A 17,780-nucleotide genomic window follows, 5' to 3' on the forward strand; every position below is an offset into this window, starting at 1 on the left:
CTCCTCCGTCTGTCCGGCCCCCGGGGTCGCCGGCGGCCAGAGGGGGTCTCCCCGCCGTGAGGCGGGAAGAGGCTCGCTCGATCCCCGACGGCACACGGGGTGGGTGTGCCGAGGCCGGAACCGGGCGTGACAGGTTGCCCCGGCGAATGGCCTGCAATAAGCACGTTACCCAGTGCGAGGCATTCCTGCGAAACCCCGCCTGACCTGCGATTTTGCTTGGAAATCCAAGTAAATCGAGAAAGCCGGGCCAATGGAAGTGCCAATCCACTGGTCAGCGCCTTGCGAACCGCCGTCGGAACGGGGGCACGTTATCCCGCCGGACAAGGGCGGGGGAAGACTTGACGTGCGAGACTGGCACCGTGCGCGAACAAGGAAAAATCACGGTATTTCTGCTTGACGACCATGAAGTCGTACGTCGCGGCGTCCACGAGATGCTCGCCGGGGAGCCGGACATCGAGGTCGTGGGCGAGGCCGGAACCGCCGCGGACGCGCTGACGCGCATTCCCGCCACCAGACCGGACGTCGCCGTACTGGACGTTCGCCTTCCGGATGGCAGCGGAGTAGAAGTATGCCGTGAGATCCGTTCGCAGGACGAAAACATCAAATGCCTGATGCTCACCTCGTACGCGGACGACGAGGCACTCTTCGACGCCATCATGGCGGGCGCGGCGGGCTATGTCCTCAAGGCGATCCGCGGCAATGAGCTCCTCTCGGCCGTGCGCGACGTGGCGGCCGGCAAATCCCTGCTCGATCCCGTGGCCACCGCGCGCGTCCTGGAGCGGCTGCGCGACGGCAGGAGCTCCCGGGGCGACGACCGGCTCGCCTCCCTCACCGACCAGGAGCGCCGCATCCTCGACCTGATCGGCGAGGGCCTGACCAACCGCGCCATCGGTGAACGGCTGCACCTGGCCGAGAAGACCATCAAGAACTACGTCTCCAGCCTGCTCTCCAAGCTGGGCATGGAGCGCCGCTCCCAGGCCGCCGCCTATGTGGCCCGGCTCCAGGCGGAGAAGCGCTGACGAACGGCCCGGCCGGCCGCGATCGAAGGGACCTAGGTCCCGGACATCCGGGGCGGGTGGCCCCTACGAGACGCGAGTGACGGCAGGGCAGAGTGGTGCCCATGCCAACCGCGCCCCACGACGGATACCGAGCGGACGAGTACCGCGCGCTCGAACTGCTCTCCCGCACGCCCTACGGCAGGGTCTCGGTGAGCATGCGCGCCCTGCCCTTCGTCACCGTCGCCCGCCACGTCGTCGTCGACGGCAAGGTCCTCATGCGGCTGCACGGCGGCTTCGGCTACGCCCAGGCCTGCGACGGCAGTGTCGTGGCGTACGGCGCCGACAACCTCGCCGACCGCGAGGAGGGCGACGAATCCGTCTGGACCGTCCAGTTCGTCGGCACCGCACGGATCTTCGTACCCGGCCCGGAGGAGCTCCTGCTGTTCGGCCGCGCCCCCCACTCCGCCGACGACGCGCCCTTCGTTCCCGAATACCTGTGCATAGAACCTCAGTTCATCACGCTGCACCACCTCGAGGGCGTACCCGCGCGACGGCCCGCGCACTCAGCGTGAACTAACATTTGGGGCGTGCCGCGCTCACTTGTCACCTATGCCGATGCCCCAGCCGACACCGGACCCGACACCGGCACCCTGCGCGCCCTGCTGCGCCGCTACGACAGGGCCGGCGAGCCCGTCGCCTGCGACACGCTGACCGAGGGCCTGCTCAACCGCGGCTACCGGCTCACCACCACGCGCGGCCGCTTCTTCCTCAAGCACCACCTGGACGGCGACCGGGACGCCATCGCCCGCCAGCACGAGGCCACCCGCCGGCTGGGCGCGCTCGGCCTGCCCGTCGCCCCGCCCGTGGCGGCCGCCGCCGGCGAGACCGTCGTGGTCGTCGGCGGCCGCTGTTACGCGCTGCACCCGTGGATCGAGGGCCGGCACCGGGACGGGGGCGAGCTCACGGCCGCCCAGTCGCGCCGTCTGGGCGCGCTGCTGGGCCGGGTGCACAAAACCTTGGAGCAGGTCATGGAAGGCCCTGAGAGGGCCTTCCAGGGCGCCGGGGCGGCCCCGGACGCGGCGGCCGACCCCGAGGACACCTTCGCGCTGATCGAGGAGCTCCTGGGCCTGATCCGCCGGGGCGAGGGCAGCCGCCCCCGCGACTCCTTCGACGAACTGGCCGAGCACCGCCTCGTCGAGCGCCGCGCGCTGCTGGAGCTCCACGCCCACCGGCGCCCGCCCGCCGCCGCCACTCCCGCCCGCGGCTGGGTGCACGGCGACTTCCACCCGCTCAACCTGCTCTACCGGGGCGCCGAGCCCGCCGCGATCGTCGACTGGGACCGGCTGGGCGTCCAGCCGCGCGCCGAGGAGGCCGTACGGGCGGCGGTGATCTTCTTCCTGCGCCCGGACGGCACGCTGGACCTGGCGAAGATACGCCCCTACGCACGCGCCTACCGCCGGGTCACCGGCGCGGACGCGGCGGAGCTCGGCGCCGCCGTCCACCGGGTGTGGTGGGAGCGGCTGAACGACTTCTGGATGCTGCGCTGGCGCTACCAGTTGCGCGACCACCGCGCCGACCCCGGCTTCCCGTCCTCGGCGGCGCTGGCCGTGTGGTGGACGAGCGCGTACGAGTCGGTGCGCGCCGCCTTCACGGACTGAGGCGCTTCCCGGATCGAGCGTTTTCACGAACCGGGCGTTTGCACGAACCGAGCGCACGAACGGCGCGAGGCCGGACCCCGCGATGGGGTCCGGCCTCGTTCGCGTCGGCTCAGCCGCCGACGGGGCCCTGGTTGGCACCGCCCTGGGTCGTGGTGCCCGGGGTGCCCTTGTCCGGCGGGTCCGCAGTGTGGGTCGGCGGCTTCCCGTCGTCCGGGGTCTTGGACGGGTTGGTCGACGGGTCCGTGCCGCCCGACGGGTTGGACGTCGGGTTGCCGGACGGCGTCTTGGTGGGGTGCTTGGTCGAGTCGTCCGCGGGCTCGCGCGAGCGGTCCCAGGTGTTGTCGTTCCAGTCGCCGCTGTCGCTGCCCGTGCCGGTGTTCGTGTCGGACGTGTGGCCCTTGGACGGCTTCTTGCTGGGCTTCTCGCTGCCGCTGGGCGTGGGCGCGCTGGGGGTGGTGGAGACCTTGTCGGTGGTCGTCTTCTGGTTGCCGGTGTTGCTCGTGCCCATGCCCTTGACCACGAACGCGATGCCCGCCACGACCGCGACCACCGCGAGCACGGCGAGCAGCCAGGTCTTGCCCCGGCCGCCGCCCGAGCCACCACGGCCGCCGTTGTAGCCGCCGTTGTAGCCGTCGAAACCGCCGTCGTCGGCGCCCTGGCGGCGCGGGATCACAGGCTGCTGCGAGGTGTTGCCGTGCTGCGAGCGCGGCATGGCCGTCGTGGCGCCCGCGCCGCCGCCGATGCCCATGCCGCCCATGAGCTGGGTGGCGGCGGTGGCCTCGTCGACCGGGCCGGTGTTCCACTGGCCCGTGTGGCTGCCCGCGTCGTGCAGCATCTGCAGCGCGTACTGGGCCAGCCCGCGCATCTCCTCCGCGCTCTGGAACCGGTCGTCCGGGTCCTTGGCGAGGGAGCGCATGACGAGCCCGTCCAGCTCCGGCGGCACCGACGGCTGCACCTGCGACGGCGGCACGGGGGTGTCCTGGACGTGCTGGTAGACCACCGACAGCGGGGTCTCACCGGTGAACGGCGGGCGCAGGGCCAGCAGTTCGTAGAGCAGACAGCCGGTGGCGTAGAGGTCCGAGCGGGCGTCGACGGTCTTGCCGAGGGCCTGCTCCGGCGAGAGGTACTGGGGCGTGCCCATGACCATGCCGGTCTGGGTCATGGTGGACGCCGCGCCGTGCAGGGCGCGGGCGATGCCGAAGTCCATGACCTTGACCGCGCCCGTGTTCGTGATGATCACGTTGGCGGGCTTGATGTCGCGGTGCACGATGCCGTGCTGGTGGCTGTAGGCCAGCGCCTCCAGCACCCCGGAGACGATGATCAGCGCCTGCTCCGGCGGCGGTGCCTCGGCGTTGAGCAGGAGGTCGCGAATGGTGCGGCCTTCAACCAACTCCATGACGATGTACGGCACGACGTTGCGGCCGACGGTGTCCTCGCCGGAGTCGTAGACGGCCACCACGGCGTGGTGGTTCAGGCCGGCCACGGACTGTGCCTCGCGGGTGAAACGCGCCTTGGAGACCGGGTCCTCGGCGAGATCCGCGCGGAGCAGCTTCACCGCGACGGTACGGCCCAGCCGTACGTCCTCGGCGGCGAAGACCTCCGCCATGCCGCCCCGGCCCAGCCGGTGGGTCAGCCGGTAGCGGCCGTCGCCGACCAGCCCGCCGTTACCCCACATTTCAGGCACATCGGGCATGCCGCCCCCGTTGGCGTCAGGGTCGGAGGGACCCTGGGCGCTCTGCGTCTGTGCCATCAGTCCTCGCCGTCGTCTCTGGTCCGCCGCCGCCGCTTCGCACCGGAAGTCGATTGCGCGGGGTCACTCGAGAAAGCTGTCTTCCGCTAGGGCACGCTACAGGCTTTGCGACGTGTCCCGGTCCGGGATGGACCGGCTATCAAACCCGTACCGGTACGAGCAAGGCAAATCCCGTGACACCTTGTCGCGCATCCGGTCACGGAACGGGCACGCGGCTTGACGTGCCCCGCGCCTCGGGCAGACTTGGCCGGGATACGTCGGAGAACAGCTGGATCCACGCGCCCCGGGCGCGTCACGAAACCACTCCAGCGACGCCAGTACTGCCAGGCAGCGCGCCGAGGCCGAGGGGGAAGCAACACCATGAGCCAGGACGGCGCTCAGGGCCGCTACGCGGGACGATCTGTCGGCCGGGGCCGCTACCAGCTGCGCGACCTGCTCGGCGAGGGCGGCATGGCGTCGGTGCACCTGGCCTATGACACGGTGCTCGACAGACAGGTCGCGGTCAAGACCCTGCACACCGAGCTGGGCCGGGAGTCCTCCTTCAGGGAGCGTTTCCGCCGCGAGGCCCAGTCCGTGGCCAAGCTCACGCACACCAACATCGTCTCGGTGTTCGACACGGGCGAGGACGACCTCGACGGCTCGACGATGCCCTACATCGTCATGGAGTACGTCGAGGGGCAGCCGCTGCGCTCCGTGCTCGACGCGGACGTCGCCCAGTACGGCGCGATGCCCGTCGCGAAAGCGCTCAAGATCACAGCGGATGTGCTGGCCGCGCTCGAGGTCAGCCACGAGATGGGCCTCGTCCACCGGGACATCAAGCCCGGCAACGTGATGATGACCAAGCGCGGCGTGGTCAAGGTCATGGACTTCGGCATCGCCCGCGCCATGCAGTCGGGCGTCACCTCCATGACCCAGACCGGCATGGTCGTCGGCACCCCGCAGTACCTCTCGCCCGAGCAGGCCCTGGGGCGCGGCGTCGACGCCCGTTCCGACCTCTACTCGGTCGGCATCATGCTCTTCGAGCTGCTGACCGGCCGGCTGCCGTTCGACGCGGACTCCCCGCTGGCGATCGCCTACGCGCACGTCCAGGAGGAGCCGGTCGCGCCCTCCACGATCAACCGCTCGATCCCGCCGGCCGTGGACGCGCTGGTCATGCGCGCCCTGAAGAAGAACCCGAACGAGCGCTTCCCGAGCGCCGAGGCCATGCGCGACGAGTGCGCCCGGGTCGCGGGCACCGCCCAGGCGGCGCCCGCGCCGATCATCATCGCGGGCGGCCCTCCGGCCCGTAGCGGCTCCGGCGTCGGCTCGGCGGTCTTCCCGCCCGTGGACGGCCAGACGCCCGCTCCGGGGCCGCAGAGCGTCCAGACCCCGTACCAGCCCCACCCGGCCCCCGCGAGCCCGTACAACGGCGGCTACGGGCCTTCCACGCCCCCTCCGGGCCCCCAGGCCTACGCGACGCCCGCGTACGCGGAGCCGCCCGCCTACGCGGCTCCCTCGGCGCCCGTCGGCGCCGGCGGCGGCTCGGGCTCCGGCGGCAAGAGCAACAAGTCGGTGCTCATCGGCTCGGGCGTCGTCGCGGTGCTCGCGGTCATCGGCGTGATCGTGGCCATCGCGCTCAACGGCCACGAGAAGGACAACACCAACGCGGGCGGCACCGGCGGCGGCTCGGCCGCCCCCGCCCCCGCCGACCCCGGCGGCGGCAACGGCAGCACCACCGGCGGTTCGGCCGGCGGCGCGGGCACCTCGGGCGGCTCGGCCGGCGGCAACACGGGCGGCACGGGCAAGGGCAACGGGAACGGGAACGCCACCGGGAACGCGAACGGCACCACGGGCGGCGCCCAGGCCAAGGTCAAGGAAGGCGACAAGTCCAAGACCATCGAGCCGGACAAGTGCACCAAGGCGTACGACAGCTTCCAGGACAAGTCGAAGAAGAGCTCCCCGGACTTCAAGTACATCTACATCGACTCCGTCAAGGAGTGCATGCAGGCGGCGGGCTGGAAGTACCGCGTCGACAAGGTGAACGAGAACACCTGGGGCAAGGGCACCGTGATGACCCAGCAGCCGCAGTCGGGCGACCCGTTCGACCCGAAGACCGACCAGTTCGTCCTGACGGTCTCGACGGGCGAGTCCGGCTCCTGACGCCGTAACGCGAAGGCCGGCCGGCACAGAGGATGTGCCGGCCGGCCTTCGTGTGTGTCCGGGGTCCGGAGTTACAGGTCCGCAGTCAGCAGGTCCGCAGCTACAGGTACGGGCCCGAGCGGGCGCCGCCGTGCTGCGGGCCCTCGTGGTCGTCGTCGATGGTGACACCGGCCGGCAGGGCGCGCCGCATCTGCTCCAACTGGGCGCGCGCGGCCATCTGCTGGGCGAACAGCGTGGTCTGGATGCCGTGGAAGAGCCCCTCCAGCCAGCCGACGAGCTGGGCCTGCGCGATCCGCAGCTCCGCCTCGGTGGGGATCGTCTCGTCGGTGAAGGGCAGCGACAGCCGCTCCAGCTCCTCCACCAGCTCGGGCGCGAGGCCGTCCTCCAGCTCCCTGACCGAGCTGTGGTGGATCTCCCTGAGGCGGACCCGGCTCGCCTCGTCGAGAGGAGCGGCCCGGACCTCCTCCAGCAGCTGCTTGATCATGCTTCCGATGCGCATGACCTTGGCGGGCTGTTCCACCATCTCCGTCACCGGGACCTCGCGCGGCTCGTCGTCGCCCTCCCCGCCGCCGGGGCTGGCGCTGCCGAGAGCCATGCCGTCCGGTCCGACGACCAGGACGTGCGGGCTCTCCTGCGACCGTTCATTCCTCGGCATATCCATGCCGCCATTCTCTCGCACAGGTGATTTCCCCCTCTTGATGCCCTCGTACACGCCTGATCCACCGTAGGGGGCGCACGGAAGCGCACGGTGTTTCGAACTATCTGCGCCGCAAACGGAGGGCGATGAAGCCCAACCCCAGCCCCGTCAGTGTCATGCCGGTGCCCAGCGGGAGCACCCGCATCACCCGCTCCGCCTCCCGGTCCGTCTCGACGGCCTCCCGCCGCCCCGGCGCGGGAGCGGCGCCGCCCGGCGCGTTCGAGTGCGGGAGCGCCCGGTGCCCCTCGCCCGCGGCCGGTGTCCCGCCCGACGCGGAGGGCGAGGCTCCGGCAGGGGCGGACGGCGATATCTCCGTACGGCCGGGGTGTCCCCGCCCCTCGCCCGCGACGGTGCCTGCCAGCAGACCGGCCACGGGGGACGGCGGCACGGACGGGAAAACGGTCGTCGTGGCCACGGCCGGGACCGAGGGCGCCGGGGCCGTCGGCTCCCGGTCGTCGGCCCACGCCGGCGAGGGGAGTGCCAGCGCCGTCGATATCGTCAGGCCGAAAAGGAACGCCCTTCGCGGTCCGGTGCTCATGGTCGCCGACCTCCGTACGGGAGACCCCCCTACGGACCCCTCCACCCTCACACGCCACCGGGCACGGGGCGCGCTGGGCGGCGTACGAGGGTGAACGGTCAGGAGGTCAGAGGGTGAGCAGGACCTTCCCGACATGCGCGCTGTCCTCCACGACGCGGTGGGCGGCCGCCGCGTCCGTCATCGGCATCGTGCGGTCGATCACCGCCCCCACCCGGCCGCCCGCGATCAGCGGCCACACGTGTTCGCGCACCGCCGCCACGATCGTGGCCTTCTCGGCGAGCGGGCGGCCGCGCAGCGAGGTCGCCGTGATCGCCGCGCGCTTGGCCAGCAGCTTGCCCAGGTCCAGTTCGCCCTTGCGGCCGCCCTGGAGGCCGATGATGGCGAGCCGGCCGTTGACGGCCAGGACGTCGAGGTTCCGCTCCAGGTACTTGGCGCCGATGATGTCGAGGACGACGTCCACGCCGATGCCGCCGGTGAGTTTGCGGAGCTCCTCGACGAAGTCCTGTTCGCGGTAGTCGATGAGGATGTCCGCGCCCAGCTCCCGGCAGCGCTCCAGCTTCTCCGCCCCGCCCGCCGTGACCGCGACGCGCGCGCCGACCGCCTTGGCCAGCTGCACGGCCATGGTGCCGATGCCGCTGCCGCCGCCGTGGACCAGGAAGGTCTCACCAGGCCCCAGGTGGGCGATCATGAAGACGTTCGACCAGACGGTGGCCGTGACCTCGGGCAGCGCCGCCGCCGAGACCAGGTCCATGCCGGTGGGCACGGGCAGCAACTGCCCCATCGGGACGCAGACCTTCTCCGCGTAACCACCGCCGGCCAGCAACGCGCACACCTCGTCGCCGACGGTCCAGCCGTTCACGCCGGGGCCGAGCGCGGCGATCCGGCCGGAGACCTCCAGCCCGGGGTAGGGGGAGGCTCCGGGGGGCGGGTCGTAGAAGCCCTGCCGCTGGAGCAGATCGGCGCGGTTGACACCGGCGGCCACGACCTCGACCAGGACCTCCCCCTCGCCGGGCGCGGGGTCGGGGACCTCGGCCCAGACCAGGGCCTCGGGTCCGCCGGGTACGGGAATGGTGATCGCATGCATGACCGCGAGGCTACTCCGGGGGACGCCGACTCCCCGGGTACGCGGGACGGTTCGTCCCGTCGCGCGCGGCGGAACCGGTCACTCCTCCGGCGCGGCCGGGCGGGCCCGGACGATCGTGATCAGCCGGTCCGTGGCCTTGAGGGTGCCGGCCTCGGGGTCGTCGTAGCCGAGCAGCCGGTGGCCGCGCAGCACGGAGACGACCAGGTCGTCGGTGTCGCGCGCGCTCCGCCCCACCTCGGCCTTGACCACGGGGCGTTCGACGAGGTCGAGGCCGCTGCCCTGCTGGATGAGGTCCTCCATGACCGTCCCGGCGTTGGGGCTGATCACGGACATGCCCAGCAGCCGCCCGGCGGCGCTCGCGCTGGTGATGACCGCGTCCGCGCCGGACTGCCGCAGCAGCGGCGCGTTCTCCTCCTCGCGCACGGCCGTCACGATCTTGGCGCCACGGTTGAGCTGGCGGGCGGTGAGGGTCACCAGGACGGCCGTGTCGTCGCGCTGGGTGGCGACGATGACCTGACGGGCCTTCTGGATCTCGGCGCGCAGCAGGACGTCGCTGCGGGTGGCGTCGCCGATGACGCCCGCGTAGCCGAGTGCGGTGGCCGATTCGACGACCTTGGGGTTGGGGTCGACGACGACGATCCGTTCCTTCTCCCGGGCCTGCCCGCCCGAGCAGAGGGTCTGCACGGCCGACCGGCCCTTGGTGCCGAAGCCGACGACGACGGTGTGCTCGCGCAAGGCGGACCTCCAGCGGGCCAGCCGCCACTGCTCACGGGTGCGCTCGGTGAGGACCTCGAGGGTGGTGCCGACCAGGATGATCAGGAACAGGACACGGAGCGGCGTCACGAGCAGGATGTTCGACAGCCGGGCGCTGTCGCTGTACGGGACGATGTCGCCGTATCCGGTGGTGGACAGGGTGACGGTGGCGTAGTAGACGGCGTCGAGGAAGCCGACGCCGTCGTCGGCGTTGTCGTGGTAGCCGCCGCGGTCGCCGTAGACGATGGCGACGGTGCCGACCATGACCAGCAGTGCGAGCAGCAGTCGCCGGCCCACCTGCCGTATCGGGGCGATGGTGTAGCGGGGCAGGCGGACGCGGGAGTCGGTCGTGTGCCGCTCGTCCTGCGGCTCGTGCTCGGGGAGCTTCACCGGTCGCCCTCCCAGGGCAGGGCGAGGAGCTCGGCCTCGCCCTCCGGGCCCGGCCCGCCCGGCGGTACGACGGCCAGCGCGTCGGCGGCGGCCAGGCCGCGCAGCATGGCGGGGCCGTGGAAGCGCACCGGCCGGGCGTACCCGTCGGGCGTGCGGACCACGGGCACGAGCCGGGTGCTGGTGGCGTGGCCGGGCACGTCCTCGGTGAGCGGCGCCCGGCACGGCCGCCGCGCGGGACGGCCGGCGAGCGCGCGGAGCAGCGGCTCGGCCAGCGTCAGCAGTCCGGCGACGGCGGCGAGGGGATTGCCGGGCAGCCCGACCAGATGCCGGCCGGACGCGAGGCGCGCGAGCAGCATCGGATGCCCCGGGCGCACCGCGACCCCGTCGACCAGGGGCTCGGCGCCCAGCTGGCGCAGGATGGGGCGTACGTGGTCGACGGGCCCCGCGGCCGTGCCGCCGGTGGTCAGCACGAGATCGGCGTCGGAGGCCTCCAGCGCCGTGCGCAGCGCCGTGGCGGTGTCGCCGAGGCGGCGCGTCGCCACGACCTCGGCGCCGAGCGCGCTCAGCCAGGGGCCCAGCATGGGCCCGAGCGCGTCCCGGATCCGCCCGTCGTGCGGCAGCCCCTCGCGGAGCAGCTCGTCCCCGAGGACGAGCACCTCGACCCGGGGCCGTGGCAGGACCGGCAGCTCGTCGTACCCACTGGCCGCCGCCAGCCCGACCACGGCGGGCGTCACGACGACCCCGGCCGGCAGCAACTCGTCCCCCTCCCGGCACTCCTGGCCCCGGGGCCGCACATCCTGGCCCTGCGTCAGATGCCGGTCGGCGTACAGCTCCCCGTGCGACCGCACGACGCCGTGCTCGAACCGCAGCACGGCGGTGGCACCGGGAGGAACCGGGGCGCCGGTCGCGATCCGGACGGCCTCGCCGTCGCTCAGCCGCACGTCGCCGCCCTGCCCGGCGAGGATGCCGCGGTGGCCCCGGTCGGTGAGCAACCGCCAGGGCCCGGGCCCGGCGACGGCCCAGCCGTCCATCGCGGAGGTGTCGAACGAGGGCAGATCGGTGAGCGCGACGAGCGCTCGGGCAAGCGTCTGCCCCGTGGCCTCACCGAGCGGCACCACTCGTGCCGTGGCTTCCTTCCGCCCCGCCGCAGCCCATCCGGCAACGTTCCGCGCGACGTCCCAGGGGGTGGCGGGCGGATGCGCGGGGTGGCTTTTCGGGGCGCGGGGGGTGGGTTCCTCGGGGGTGGGGTCGACGGGGGCGGGGGCGGCCGGTGCGGGGTCCGCCGGCGCGGCAGCGGAACCGGGCGGATCGGCCGACTCGGCGTCGGTGGAAGCGATGGCACTACGACGGCGCCCGGCGGAAGCAGGGCGCTTCTTCCGCTTGGCCGCCGCGCGACCACGGTCGGCCGGAACGGCGTCGGGCTGACCGGCGGGCGAAGCCTCGCCGTCGGAACGGCGCTCGGACCCGTGCGCGAGCACGGGCCGGGGATCCGGCTCCGTGCCGGGCACGGGGATCCGCACGGTCGGCGCGGAGCCGCCGGCGAAGGGGGTACGGGGAGCAGCCCCGGTTTCGGGAAGGGGAGGGTCAGGGGCGAACAACGTGTCGTAGAACCGCACCCCGGCGAACGGCGCGTCAAGCCGCCCCGCATCCACCCCCTGCTCCGCTGCGGGTGGTACGAACGGCTCCGCGAACGGCTCCGCCTCGAAGTCGAAGCGGAACCGCTCGTCCCGCCCCTGGGCCGCCGCCTCGGCGGCCTCTGCCGCCCCGGCCTCGGCGGGCACCTCCACCGCACGTCCGCCCCGGGGCGCCCGGGACTGCCCCGCGAGCAACGCCAGCGCCTCCGCCGTGGCGCGCTCGAGCGCGTCCTCGCCGTCCCGGTCGCGGCCACCCGCGTGCCCACTCATGACGGCTTCCCGTCCGCTTCCGCCGCCCACCGCTCGGCCAGCGCACCGGCCGCCCGGGCCGCCTCGGCCACGGCCTCCGGGCCGCCGCCCCGCAGCGCGGCGGCGTATCCGACGAGGAAGGTCGTCAGGGGCGCGGCGGGGCGGGCCACGCCGTGGGCGGCGTCACGCGCGAGGTCGAGGAGACCGGCCGTGTCGACGTCGAGTTCGATGCCCAGTTCGGCCTTGACCGCGGAGATCCATTCATCCAGCACATGCCTATCGTCCCTGATGCGCGCGCGGGCCTCGCTGATGTCCTCCCAGGTGTCGCAGTCGAAGGAGGCGGTGGGGTGGGGCAGCCGGGCGAGCGACAGCTCGCCCGTGAGCATCCGCAGCGGCAGGCCGACGAGCGTGCCGTGCTCGGCGACGAGCAGCCCGAGCTCCCGGCGCAGCGCCTCCGCCCGGTAGGCGGCGACCAGCGGCTGCTCCCGCCCGTCCCCGTCCACGAGGACGGCGCCTTCCGTCCCCGCGCCGCCGTCGGCGCCGCCGTCGAGGGCCGTGACCAGCCCCCGCACCGCTCCGGCCGCCAGGAACGGGAGGTCGGCGGAGAGCAGGAGCACCCGCTCCGCGCGGACCTCGCGCAGCCCGGCGTGCAGGCCCGCGAGCGGCCCGCCGCCGGGCGGGTCCTCGAGGGCCCAGGTCACGGGACGGACCGTGGGCCGCCGGGGGCCGACCACAACCGTCCGCCCGGCGTCGCCGCAGGCGCCCAGCACCCGGTCGAGCAGCGCCCGGCCGCCGACCCGCACGGCGGGCTTGTCCGCTCCTCCGAGCCGCCGGGCGGCGCCGCCGGCCAGTACTACCGCGTCGAAAACCGTCACCCGTCGAGTATGGCGACACCGCCCCGGCGGCCCGGCTCAGCCCACCCCGGTCAGCCCACCCCCATCAGACCGTCCGCAGCAGCACCGCCGGCTGCTCCACGCAGTCCGCCACGTACCGCAGGAAGCCGCCCGCCGTGCCGCCGTCGCACACCCGGTGGTCGAAGGTGAAGGACAGCTGCACGACGTGCCGTACGGCCAACTCGCCCTCGTGCACCCAGGGCTTGGGGGCTATGCGGCCGACGCCCAGCATGGCCGCCTCGGGGTGGTTGATGATCGGCGTGGAGCCGTCGACGCCGAACACCCCGTAGTTGTTGAGGGTGAACGTGCCGCCGGCCAGCTCGGCCGGGCTGATCTTGCCCGCCCGCGCGGCCTCGGTGAGCCGTGCCATCTCCACGGACAGCTCGACCGCGTTGCGCGCGTTGGCGTCGCGCACCACGGGCACGACCAGGCCGCGATCGGTCTGGGCGGCGAAGCCCAGATGGACGTCCGGCAGCCGGACGATCTCCTGGGCCTCGGTGTCCACGGTCGCGTTGAGCTCGGGGTACTTGGCGAGCGCCGCCGTGCAGATCCGGGCCAGCAGGGCGAGCAGGGACACCTTGGCGCCGCCGGAGGCGTTCATCGCCCGGCGCGCGGCCAGCAGTTCGGTGGCGTCCGCGTCCACCCAGCACGTGGCGTCGGGTATCTCGCGGCGGCTGCGGCTGAGCTTTTCGGCGACCACGCCGCGTACGCCGCGCAGCGGTACGCGCAGGCCGTCGGCCACCCGTCGCCCGCCGGAGCCGCGGCGGGCGGGCCGGGCCGTCTCGGGACGGGCGGTGTGCCGCGCCGTCTGACCGACCGGCGCCGTGCGGGGGGCCTGCGCGGTGAGCGCGGTGAGCGCCGCCTCCTCGACGTCGGCGCGCAGGATCAGCCCGTCGGGGCCGGTGCCCCGGACCTGGGTCAGGTCCACGCCCCGCTCACGCGCCAGCCGCCGGACGAGCGGGGAGATCACCGCCACGGCCGTGGGCGCCGGTGCCCGCTCGGCCGGGCGCGCGGTCTCGCGGGCCTGCGGCCTGACCCGGCGGCGGCGCGCCGCGGGGGCCTGGGTGCCGTAGCCGACCAGGACGTTGCCCGAGCCCTCCTCGCCGTTGGCCCTGGCCCCGGTGGCCTCGCCGCCATCCGTCGGGCCGGTCGGCTTCGCCGCGGACGCGGCGTCCGCGCCCCCCGTGCCGCCCGTGGGAGCCGTGGGAGCCGTCTCCCCGACCGCCACGGTCAGCAGCGGTGCTCCGACGGGGAGTTCCTCCCCTTCCTCACCGAAGCGGGCGGTGACCACGCCCCCGTAGGGGCAGGGCACCTCCACCATCGCCTTGGCCGTCTCGACCTCGACCACGGGCTGGTCGACGGCGACCACGTCGCCGACCTTCACCAGCCAGCGGACGACCTGCGCCTCGGTGAGGCCTTCGCCCAGGTCGGGCAGCGTGAACTCGCGCACCACCGCCATCAGCGCGCACCACTCTCATCCTCGTCAGGGGTCCATTCCGATTCCCATTGCAGCCGTGCCACCGCGTCCAGGACCCGGTCCACGCCCGGCAGATGGTGCTTCTCCAGCATCGGCGGCGGGTACGGGATGTCGAAGCCCGCGACGCGCAGCACCGGTGCCTCCAGGTGGTGGAAGCAGCGCTCGGTGATGCGGGCCGCCAGCTCCCCGCCCGGGCCGCCGAATCCGGTCGCCTCGTGGACGACCACCGCGCGCCCGGTCCGCCGTACGGACGCGCAGACGGTCTCCTCGTCGAAGGGGACCAGCGACCTGAGGTCGACGACCTCCAGGTCCCAGCCCTCCGCCACGGCCGCCTCGGCGGCCTCCAGGCAGACGGGCAGCGACGGCCCATAGGTGACGAGCGTCGCGGACGTGCCTCGCCTGCGGACGACCGCCTTGCCGATGCCCGGCACCTCGTCGGGGTGGTCCGGGTCCCAGTCGGCCTTGGACCAGTAGAGCCGCTTGGGCTCCAGGAAGATCACCGGGTCGTCGGAGGCGATCGCGGCACGCAGCAGCCCGTAGGCGTCGGCGACGGTCGCCGGGGCGACGACGTGGAGGCCGGGGGTGGCCAGGTAGTAGGCCTCGGAGGAATCGCTGTGGTGCTCGACGCCACCGATGCCGCCGCCGTAGGGGACGCGGACGGTGATCGGCATGGGCACGGCTCCGCGCGTGCGGTTGCGCATCTTGGAGACGTGGCTGACGAGTTGCTCGAAGGCGGGGTAGGCGAAGGCGTCGAACTGCATCTCCACGACGGGCCGCAGCCCGTACATGGCCATGCCCACGGCCGACCCGAGGATGCCGGCCTCGGCCAGGGGCGTGTCCGTGCAGCGGTCCTCGCCGAACTCCTTGGCCAGCCCGTCGGTGATCCTGAAGACGCCGCCCAGGGTGCCGACGTCCTCGCCGAGGACGTGGACCGCGGGGTCCTCGGCCATGGCGTCGCGCAGCGCGCGCCCGAGCGCCTGCGCCATGCTGGCGGGCTTTCGGCCGGTTTCGGCGGGCGCGGTGGTCATCGCTGGCTTCCTTCCTGGGGGCCGCCCGCGCGGGCGCCCGGGAGCTCTTCCGCGGCGGTCAGCTCAGCACGCAATTGTGCTGCCTGCTCGCGCAGTTGGGCAGTCTGCTCGGCGTAAACATGTGTGAACAGTTCCATCGGATCGAGCACCGGGTCCTGGTGCATCCGCTCGCGGAGGTCGGCCGCCATGCGTTCGGCGGCGTCCTGTTCGGCCCGTATGGCGGCGTCGTCCAGCAGCTCGCGGTCGCGCAGCTCGCGCTCCAGCAGGGCGATGGGGTCGTGGGCGCGCCACGTCTCGACCTCGGCGTCGCTGCGGTAGCGGGTGGCGTCGTCGGCGTTGGTGTGGGCGTCGACGCGGTAGGTGACGGCTTCGACCAGGGTGGGGCCGCCGCCGGACCTGGCCCGGTGGACCGCCTCGGCGAGGACCTGGTGGACGGCGGCCGCGTCGTTGCCGTCGACGAGCCGGCCGGGCATGCCGTAGCCGACGGCCTTGTGCGCCAGGGAGGGGGCGGCGGTCTGCTTGGCGAGGGGCACGGAGATGGCGAAGCCGTTGTTCTGCACGAGGAAGACGACGGGGGCCCGCCAGACGGCCGCGAAGTTCAGCGCCTCGTGGAAGTCGCCCTCGCTGGTGCCGCCGTCACCGACCAGGGCGAGGGCCACGACGTCGTCGCCCTTGAGGCGGGCGGCGTGCGCGAGCCCGACCGCGTGCGGCAGCTGGGTGGCCAGCGGGGTGCACAGCGGGGCGACGCGGTGTTCGTGCGGGTCGTAGCCGGTGTGCCAGTCGCCGCGGAGGAGGGTCAGGGCCTGCACCGGGTCCATGCCGCGGGCCACGGCGGCGAGCGTGTCGCGATAGCTCGGGAAGAGCCAGTCCCGCGGCTCCAGGGCCAGGGCGGCGGCGACCTGGCAGGCCTCCTGGCCCGTGGAGGAGGGGTAGACGGCGAGCCGGCCCTGCCGCGTCAGGGCGGTGGCCTGCGTGTTGTAGCGGCGGCCGCGTACGAGCTGTCCGTACAGCCGCAGCAGGAGTGCCGGATCGCACCCGCCCGCGGCCTGGGTGCCGAGCACCCGGAACGGCTCCGCGTCGGGCAGCAGCGGCGCGGGGTCGGTACGGGGTTGCCAGGCCGGGGGCGGGGTGGGCCGGTACGAGCCGGGCTGCTCCAGAACCGTCATGGCGAGCACCTCCTCTTGGGACGAGCTTGACCGGAAAGCGTCCTGCGCTCTCCCTACCGATTGTTCGGTCGTCGGCACTTTTTGGCTACAGGCGACCCAAGCCTGTGGACAAACGGTTCTCCACAACCTGAGATATGGGCAGGACGTCCATGAAGGGGAGGCAGGGCGGTATGCCGGACGAACAGATGGCCACTTCGGGCGGCAGACCGCCCGCCCGCCCGCTCGACGACATAGACCGCTCGATCCTGCGCATGCTCCAGACCGACGGCCGGGCCTCGATACGGTCCGTGGCCGAGCGGGTACACGTGTCGCGGGCCAACGCCTACGCGCGGATCAACCGGCTCATCGACGACGGCGTGATCAAGGGATTCGGCGCCCGGATCGACCAGGAGCGGGCCGGGCACGGCGCCTCGGCGTACATCACGATGAAGATCGTGCAGAATTCCTGGCGCACGGTCCGCGAAAAGCTCCGGGAGCTGCCGGGCGCCGCCCACATCGCCCTGGTGAGCGGGGACTTCGACGTCCTGCTGCTCGTCCACACCAAGGACAACCGCGCCCTGCGCGAGCTCGTCCTGAGCCGTATCCAGGCGATCGAAGAGGTGCTGAGCACGCGGACGCTGCTGGTCTTCGAGGAGACGGACCTCAAGGAGGACCGCCCGCTCGACGACGGCCGCTAGGGCGCCCGTGGGGCGCCGCGGCCGCCACCGGCGGGCGGCGGAAGGCTCGGGCGTCAGCGATAGGTGCGCAGGCCCGCGAAGGCCGTGTGGACCACCGCGTCGGCCACCTCGTCGCTCGTGGCGGCCCCGCGCCGCTCCGGCCGGTACCACTCCACGACCGAGTTGATCATTCCGAAGAGCAGCCGGGTGGCCAGCCGGGCGTCCACGTCCTGCCGGAGGTCCCCGTCGGCGGCGGCCTCCTTCAGCAGCCCGGCGACGCGGTGGTCGAATTCACGCCGCCGTTCCATCGCCCAGCGCTCGGTGTCCGTGTTGCCCCGGACGCGCAGCAGCAGCGTCACGTAGGGCAGCTCGGCGATCAGCACCTCGATGGTCCGCCGGGTGACGTACTCCAGCCGGTCGACCGCCCGTCCGCCGGTGGCGCCCGGCTCGTCCAGGACCGCGAAGAGGCCGTCCAGCGCCCGGCTTATGGCGAGCCGCAGCAGCTCTTCCTTGCCCTTGACGTGGTGGTAGATCGAGGACTTGGAGATCCCGGCCGCCTTGGAGAGGTGCTCCATGGAGGTGCCGTCGTAGCCCCGCTCGTTGAACACCCCGACGGCGACCGCGAGCAGCGATTCGGGCGTGTAGGTGTCGCGCTTGGCCATGGTCATGA

At 73.2% G+C, this 17,780-nt stretch carries 16 protein-coding genes; 5 read left to right on the forward strand and 11 right to left on the reverse strand.

The genetic code is table 11. The features are described from left to right. Nucleotides 1-359 precede the first annotated feature (359 nt). The 3 genes from EKH77_RS15665 (at nucleotide 360) to EKH77_RS15675 (ending at nucleotide 2,656) form a co-directional block, all read left to right on the forward strand. On the forward strand, nucleotides 360-1,019 hold the full coding sequence (locus tag EKH77_RS15665) for a response regulator (RefSeq protein WP_126914981.1): 660 nt from the start codon (nucleotides 360-362) through the stop codon (nucleotides 1,017-1,019). Nucleotides 1,020-1,120: 101 nt separating this feature from the next. Further along, nucleotides 1,121-1,570 carry a pyridoxamine 5'-phosphate oxidase family protein gene (locus EKH77_RS15670; protein ID WP_126914982.1) on the forward strand — a complete coding sequence of 150 codons (450 nt, stop codon included), beginning with the start codon at nucleotides 1,121-1,123 and terminating at the stop codon, nucleotides 1,568-1,570. Nucleotides 1,571-1,585: 15 nt separating this feature from the next. After that, nucleotides 1,586-2,656 (forward strand): phosphotransferase, encoded by a 1,071-nt coding sequence (locus tag EKH77_RS15675; protein ID WP_126914983.1) that lies wholly within the window; start codon nucleotides 1,586-1,588, stop codon nucleotides 2,654-2,656. Nucleotides 2,657-2,765: 109 nt separating this feature from the next. Here EKH77_RS15675 and EKH77_RS15680 read toward each other — a convergent pair whose 3' ends face one another. Next, nucleotides 2,766-4,406 (reverse strand): protein kinase domain-containing protein, encoded by a 1,641-nt coding sequence (locus EKH77_RS15680; protein ID WP_126914984.1) that lies wholly within the window; start codon nucleotides 4,404-4,406, stop codon nucleotides 2,766-2,768. Between the two features lie 360 nt (nucleotides 4,407-4,766). Here EKH77_RS15680 and EKH77_RS15685 point away from each other — a divergent pair, with 360 nt between their 5' ends. Beyond that, a complete protein-coding gene (locus tag EKH77_RS15685) occupies nucleotides 4,767-6,545 on the forward strand; it encodes a protein kinase domain-containing protein (RefSeq protein ID WP_126914985.1) in 1,779 nt (592 codons plus the stop codon). 100 nt (nucleotides 6,546-6,645) lie between these two features. Here the strand turns inward: EKH77_RS15685 and EKH77_RS15690 are convergent, their stop codons facing one another. From EKH77_RS15690 to pdhA, 9 genes are all read right to left on the reverse strand, one after another. Then, nucleotides 6,646-7,206: a bacterial proteasome activator family protein gene (locus tag EKH77_RS15690; RefSeq protein ID WP_126914986.1), complete on the reverse strand. Its 561-nt coding sequence runs from the start codon at nucleotides 7,204-7,206 to the stop codon at nucleotides 6,646-6,648. Nucleotides 7,207-7,303: 97 nt separating this feature from the next. Then, on the reverse strand, nucleotides 7,304-7,780 hold the full coding sequence (locus EKH77_RS15695) for a hypothetical protein (RefSeq protein ID WP_126914987.1): 477 nt from the start codon (nucleotides 7,778-7,780) through the stop codon (nucleotides 7,304-7,306). Nucleotides 7,781-7,886: 106 nt separating this feature from the next. Further along, nucleotides 7,887-8,864 carry an NAD(P)H-quinone oxidoreductase gene (locus tag EKH77_RS15700; protein ID WP_126914988.1) on the reverse strand — a complete coding sequence of 326 codons (978 nt, stop codon included), beginning with the start codon at nucleotides 8,862-8,864 and terminating at the stop codon, nucleotides 7,887-7,889. A 78-nt stretch (nucleotides 8,865-8,942) separates the two neighbouring features. After that, nucleotides 8,943-10,007 carry a potassium channel family protein gene (locus EKH77_RS15705; RefSeq protein WP_126914989.1) on the reverse strand — a complete coding sequence of 355 codons (1,065 nt, stop codon included), beginning with the start codon at nucleotides 10,005-10,007 and terminating at the stop codon, nucleotides 8,943-8,945. Further along, nucleotides 10,004-11,911: a molybdopterin molybdotransferase MoeA gene (locus tag EKH77_RS15710; RefSeq protein ID WP_206279857.1), complete on the reverse strand. Its 1,908-nt coding sequence runs from the start codon at nucleotides 11,909-11,911 to the stop codon at nucleotides 10,004-10,006. The genes EKH77_RS15705 and EKH77_RS15710 overlap by 4 nt, the downstream gene beginning before the upstream one ends. Next, a complete protein-coding gene (locus tag EKH77_RS15715) occupies nucleotides 11,908-12,765 on the reverse strand; it encodes an NTP transferase domain-containing protein (RefSeq protein ID WP_126914990.1) in 858 nt (285 codons plus the stop codon). Before EKH77_RS15715 ends, EKH77_RS15710 begins: the two co-directional genes overlap by 4 nt. A 64-nt stretch (nucleotides 12,766-12,829) precedes the next feature. Continuing rightward, nucleotides 12,830-14,242, reverse strand: a complete 1,413-nt coding sequence (locus EKH77_RS15720; RefSeq protein ID WP_126914991.1) for a dihydrolipoamide acetyltransferase family protein — start codon at nucleotides 14,240-14,242, stop codon at nucleotides 12,830-12,832. Next, complete coding sequence (locus EKH77_RS15725; protein ID WP_126914992.1) at nucleotides 14,242-15,288, reverse strand: alpha-ketoacid dehydrogenase subunit beta; 1,047 nt, start codon at nucleotides 15,286-15,288, stop codon at nucleotides 14,242-14,244. The genes EKH77_RS15720 and EKH77_RS15725 overlap by 1 nt, the downstream gene beginning before the upstream one ends. Beyond that, the gene (gene pdhA / locus EKH77_RS15730) at nucleotides 15,285-16,454 is read right to left on the reverse strand and encodes a pyruvate dehydrogenase (acetyl-transferring) E1 component subunit alpha (RefSeq protein ID WP_126914993.1); all 1,170 of its coding nucleotides are present in this window, start codon (nucleotides 16,452-16,454) and stop codon (nucleotides 15,285-15,287) included. Before pdhA ends, EKH77_RS15725 begins: the two co-directional genes overlap by 4 nt. 170 nt (nucleotides 16,455-16,624) lie before the next feature. Between pdhA and EKH77_RS15735 the strand changes: the two genes are divergently transcribed. Next, on the forward strand, nucleotides 16,625-17,131 hold the full coding sequence (locus tag EKH77_RS15735; RefSeq protein ID WP_126914994.1) for an Lrp/AsnC family transcriptional regulator: 507 nt from the start codon (nucleotides 16,625-16,627) through the stop codon (nucleotides 17,129-17,131). 53 nt (nucleotides 17,132-17,184) lie between these two features. Here EKH77_RS15735 and EKH77_RS15740 read toward each other — a convergent pair whose 3' ends face one another. Then, a complete protein-coding gene (locus tag EKH77_RS15740) occupies nucleotides 17,185-17,778 on the reverse strand; it encodes a TetR/AcrR family transcriptional regulator (RefSeq protein ID WP_126914995.1) in 594 nt (197 codons plus the stop codon). Nucleotides 17,779-17,780: the final 2 nt, after the last annotated feature.

Source organism: Streptomyces luteoverticillatus (genome assembly GCF_003970715.1).
In the GTDB taxonomy this organism is placed as follows: Bacteria; Actinomycetota; Actinomycetes; order Streptomycetales; family Streptomycetaceae; genus Streptomyces; species Streptomyces abikoensis.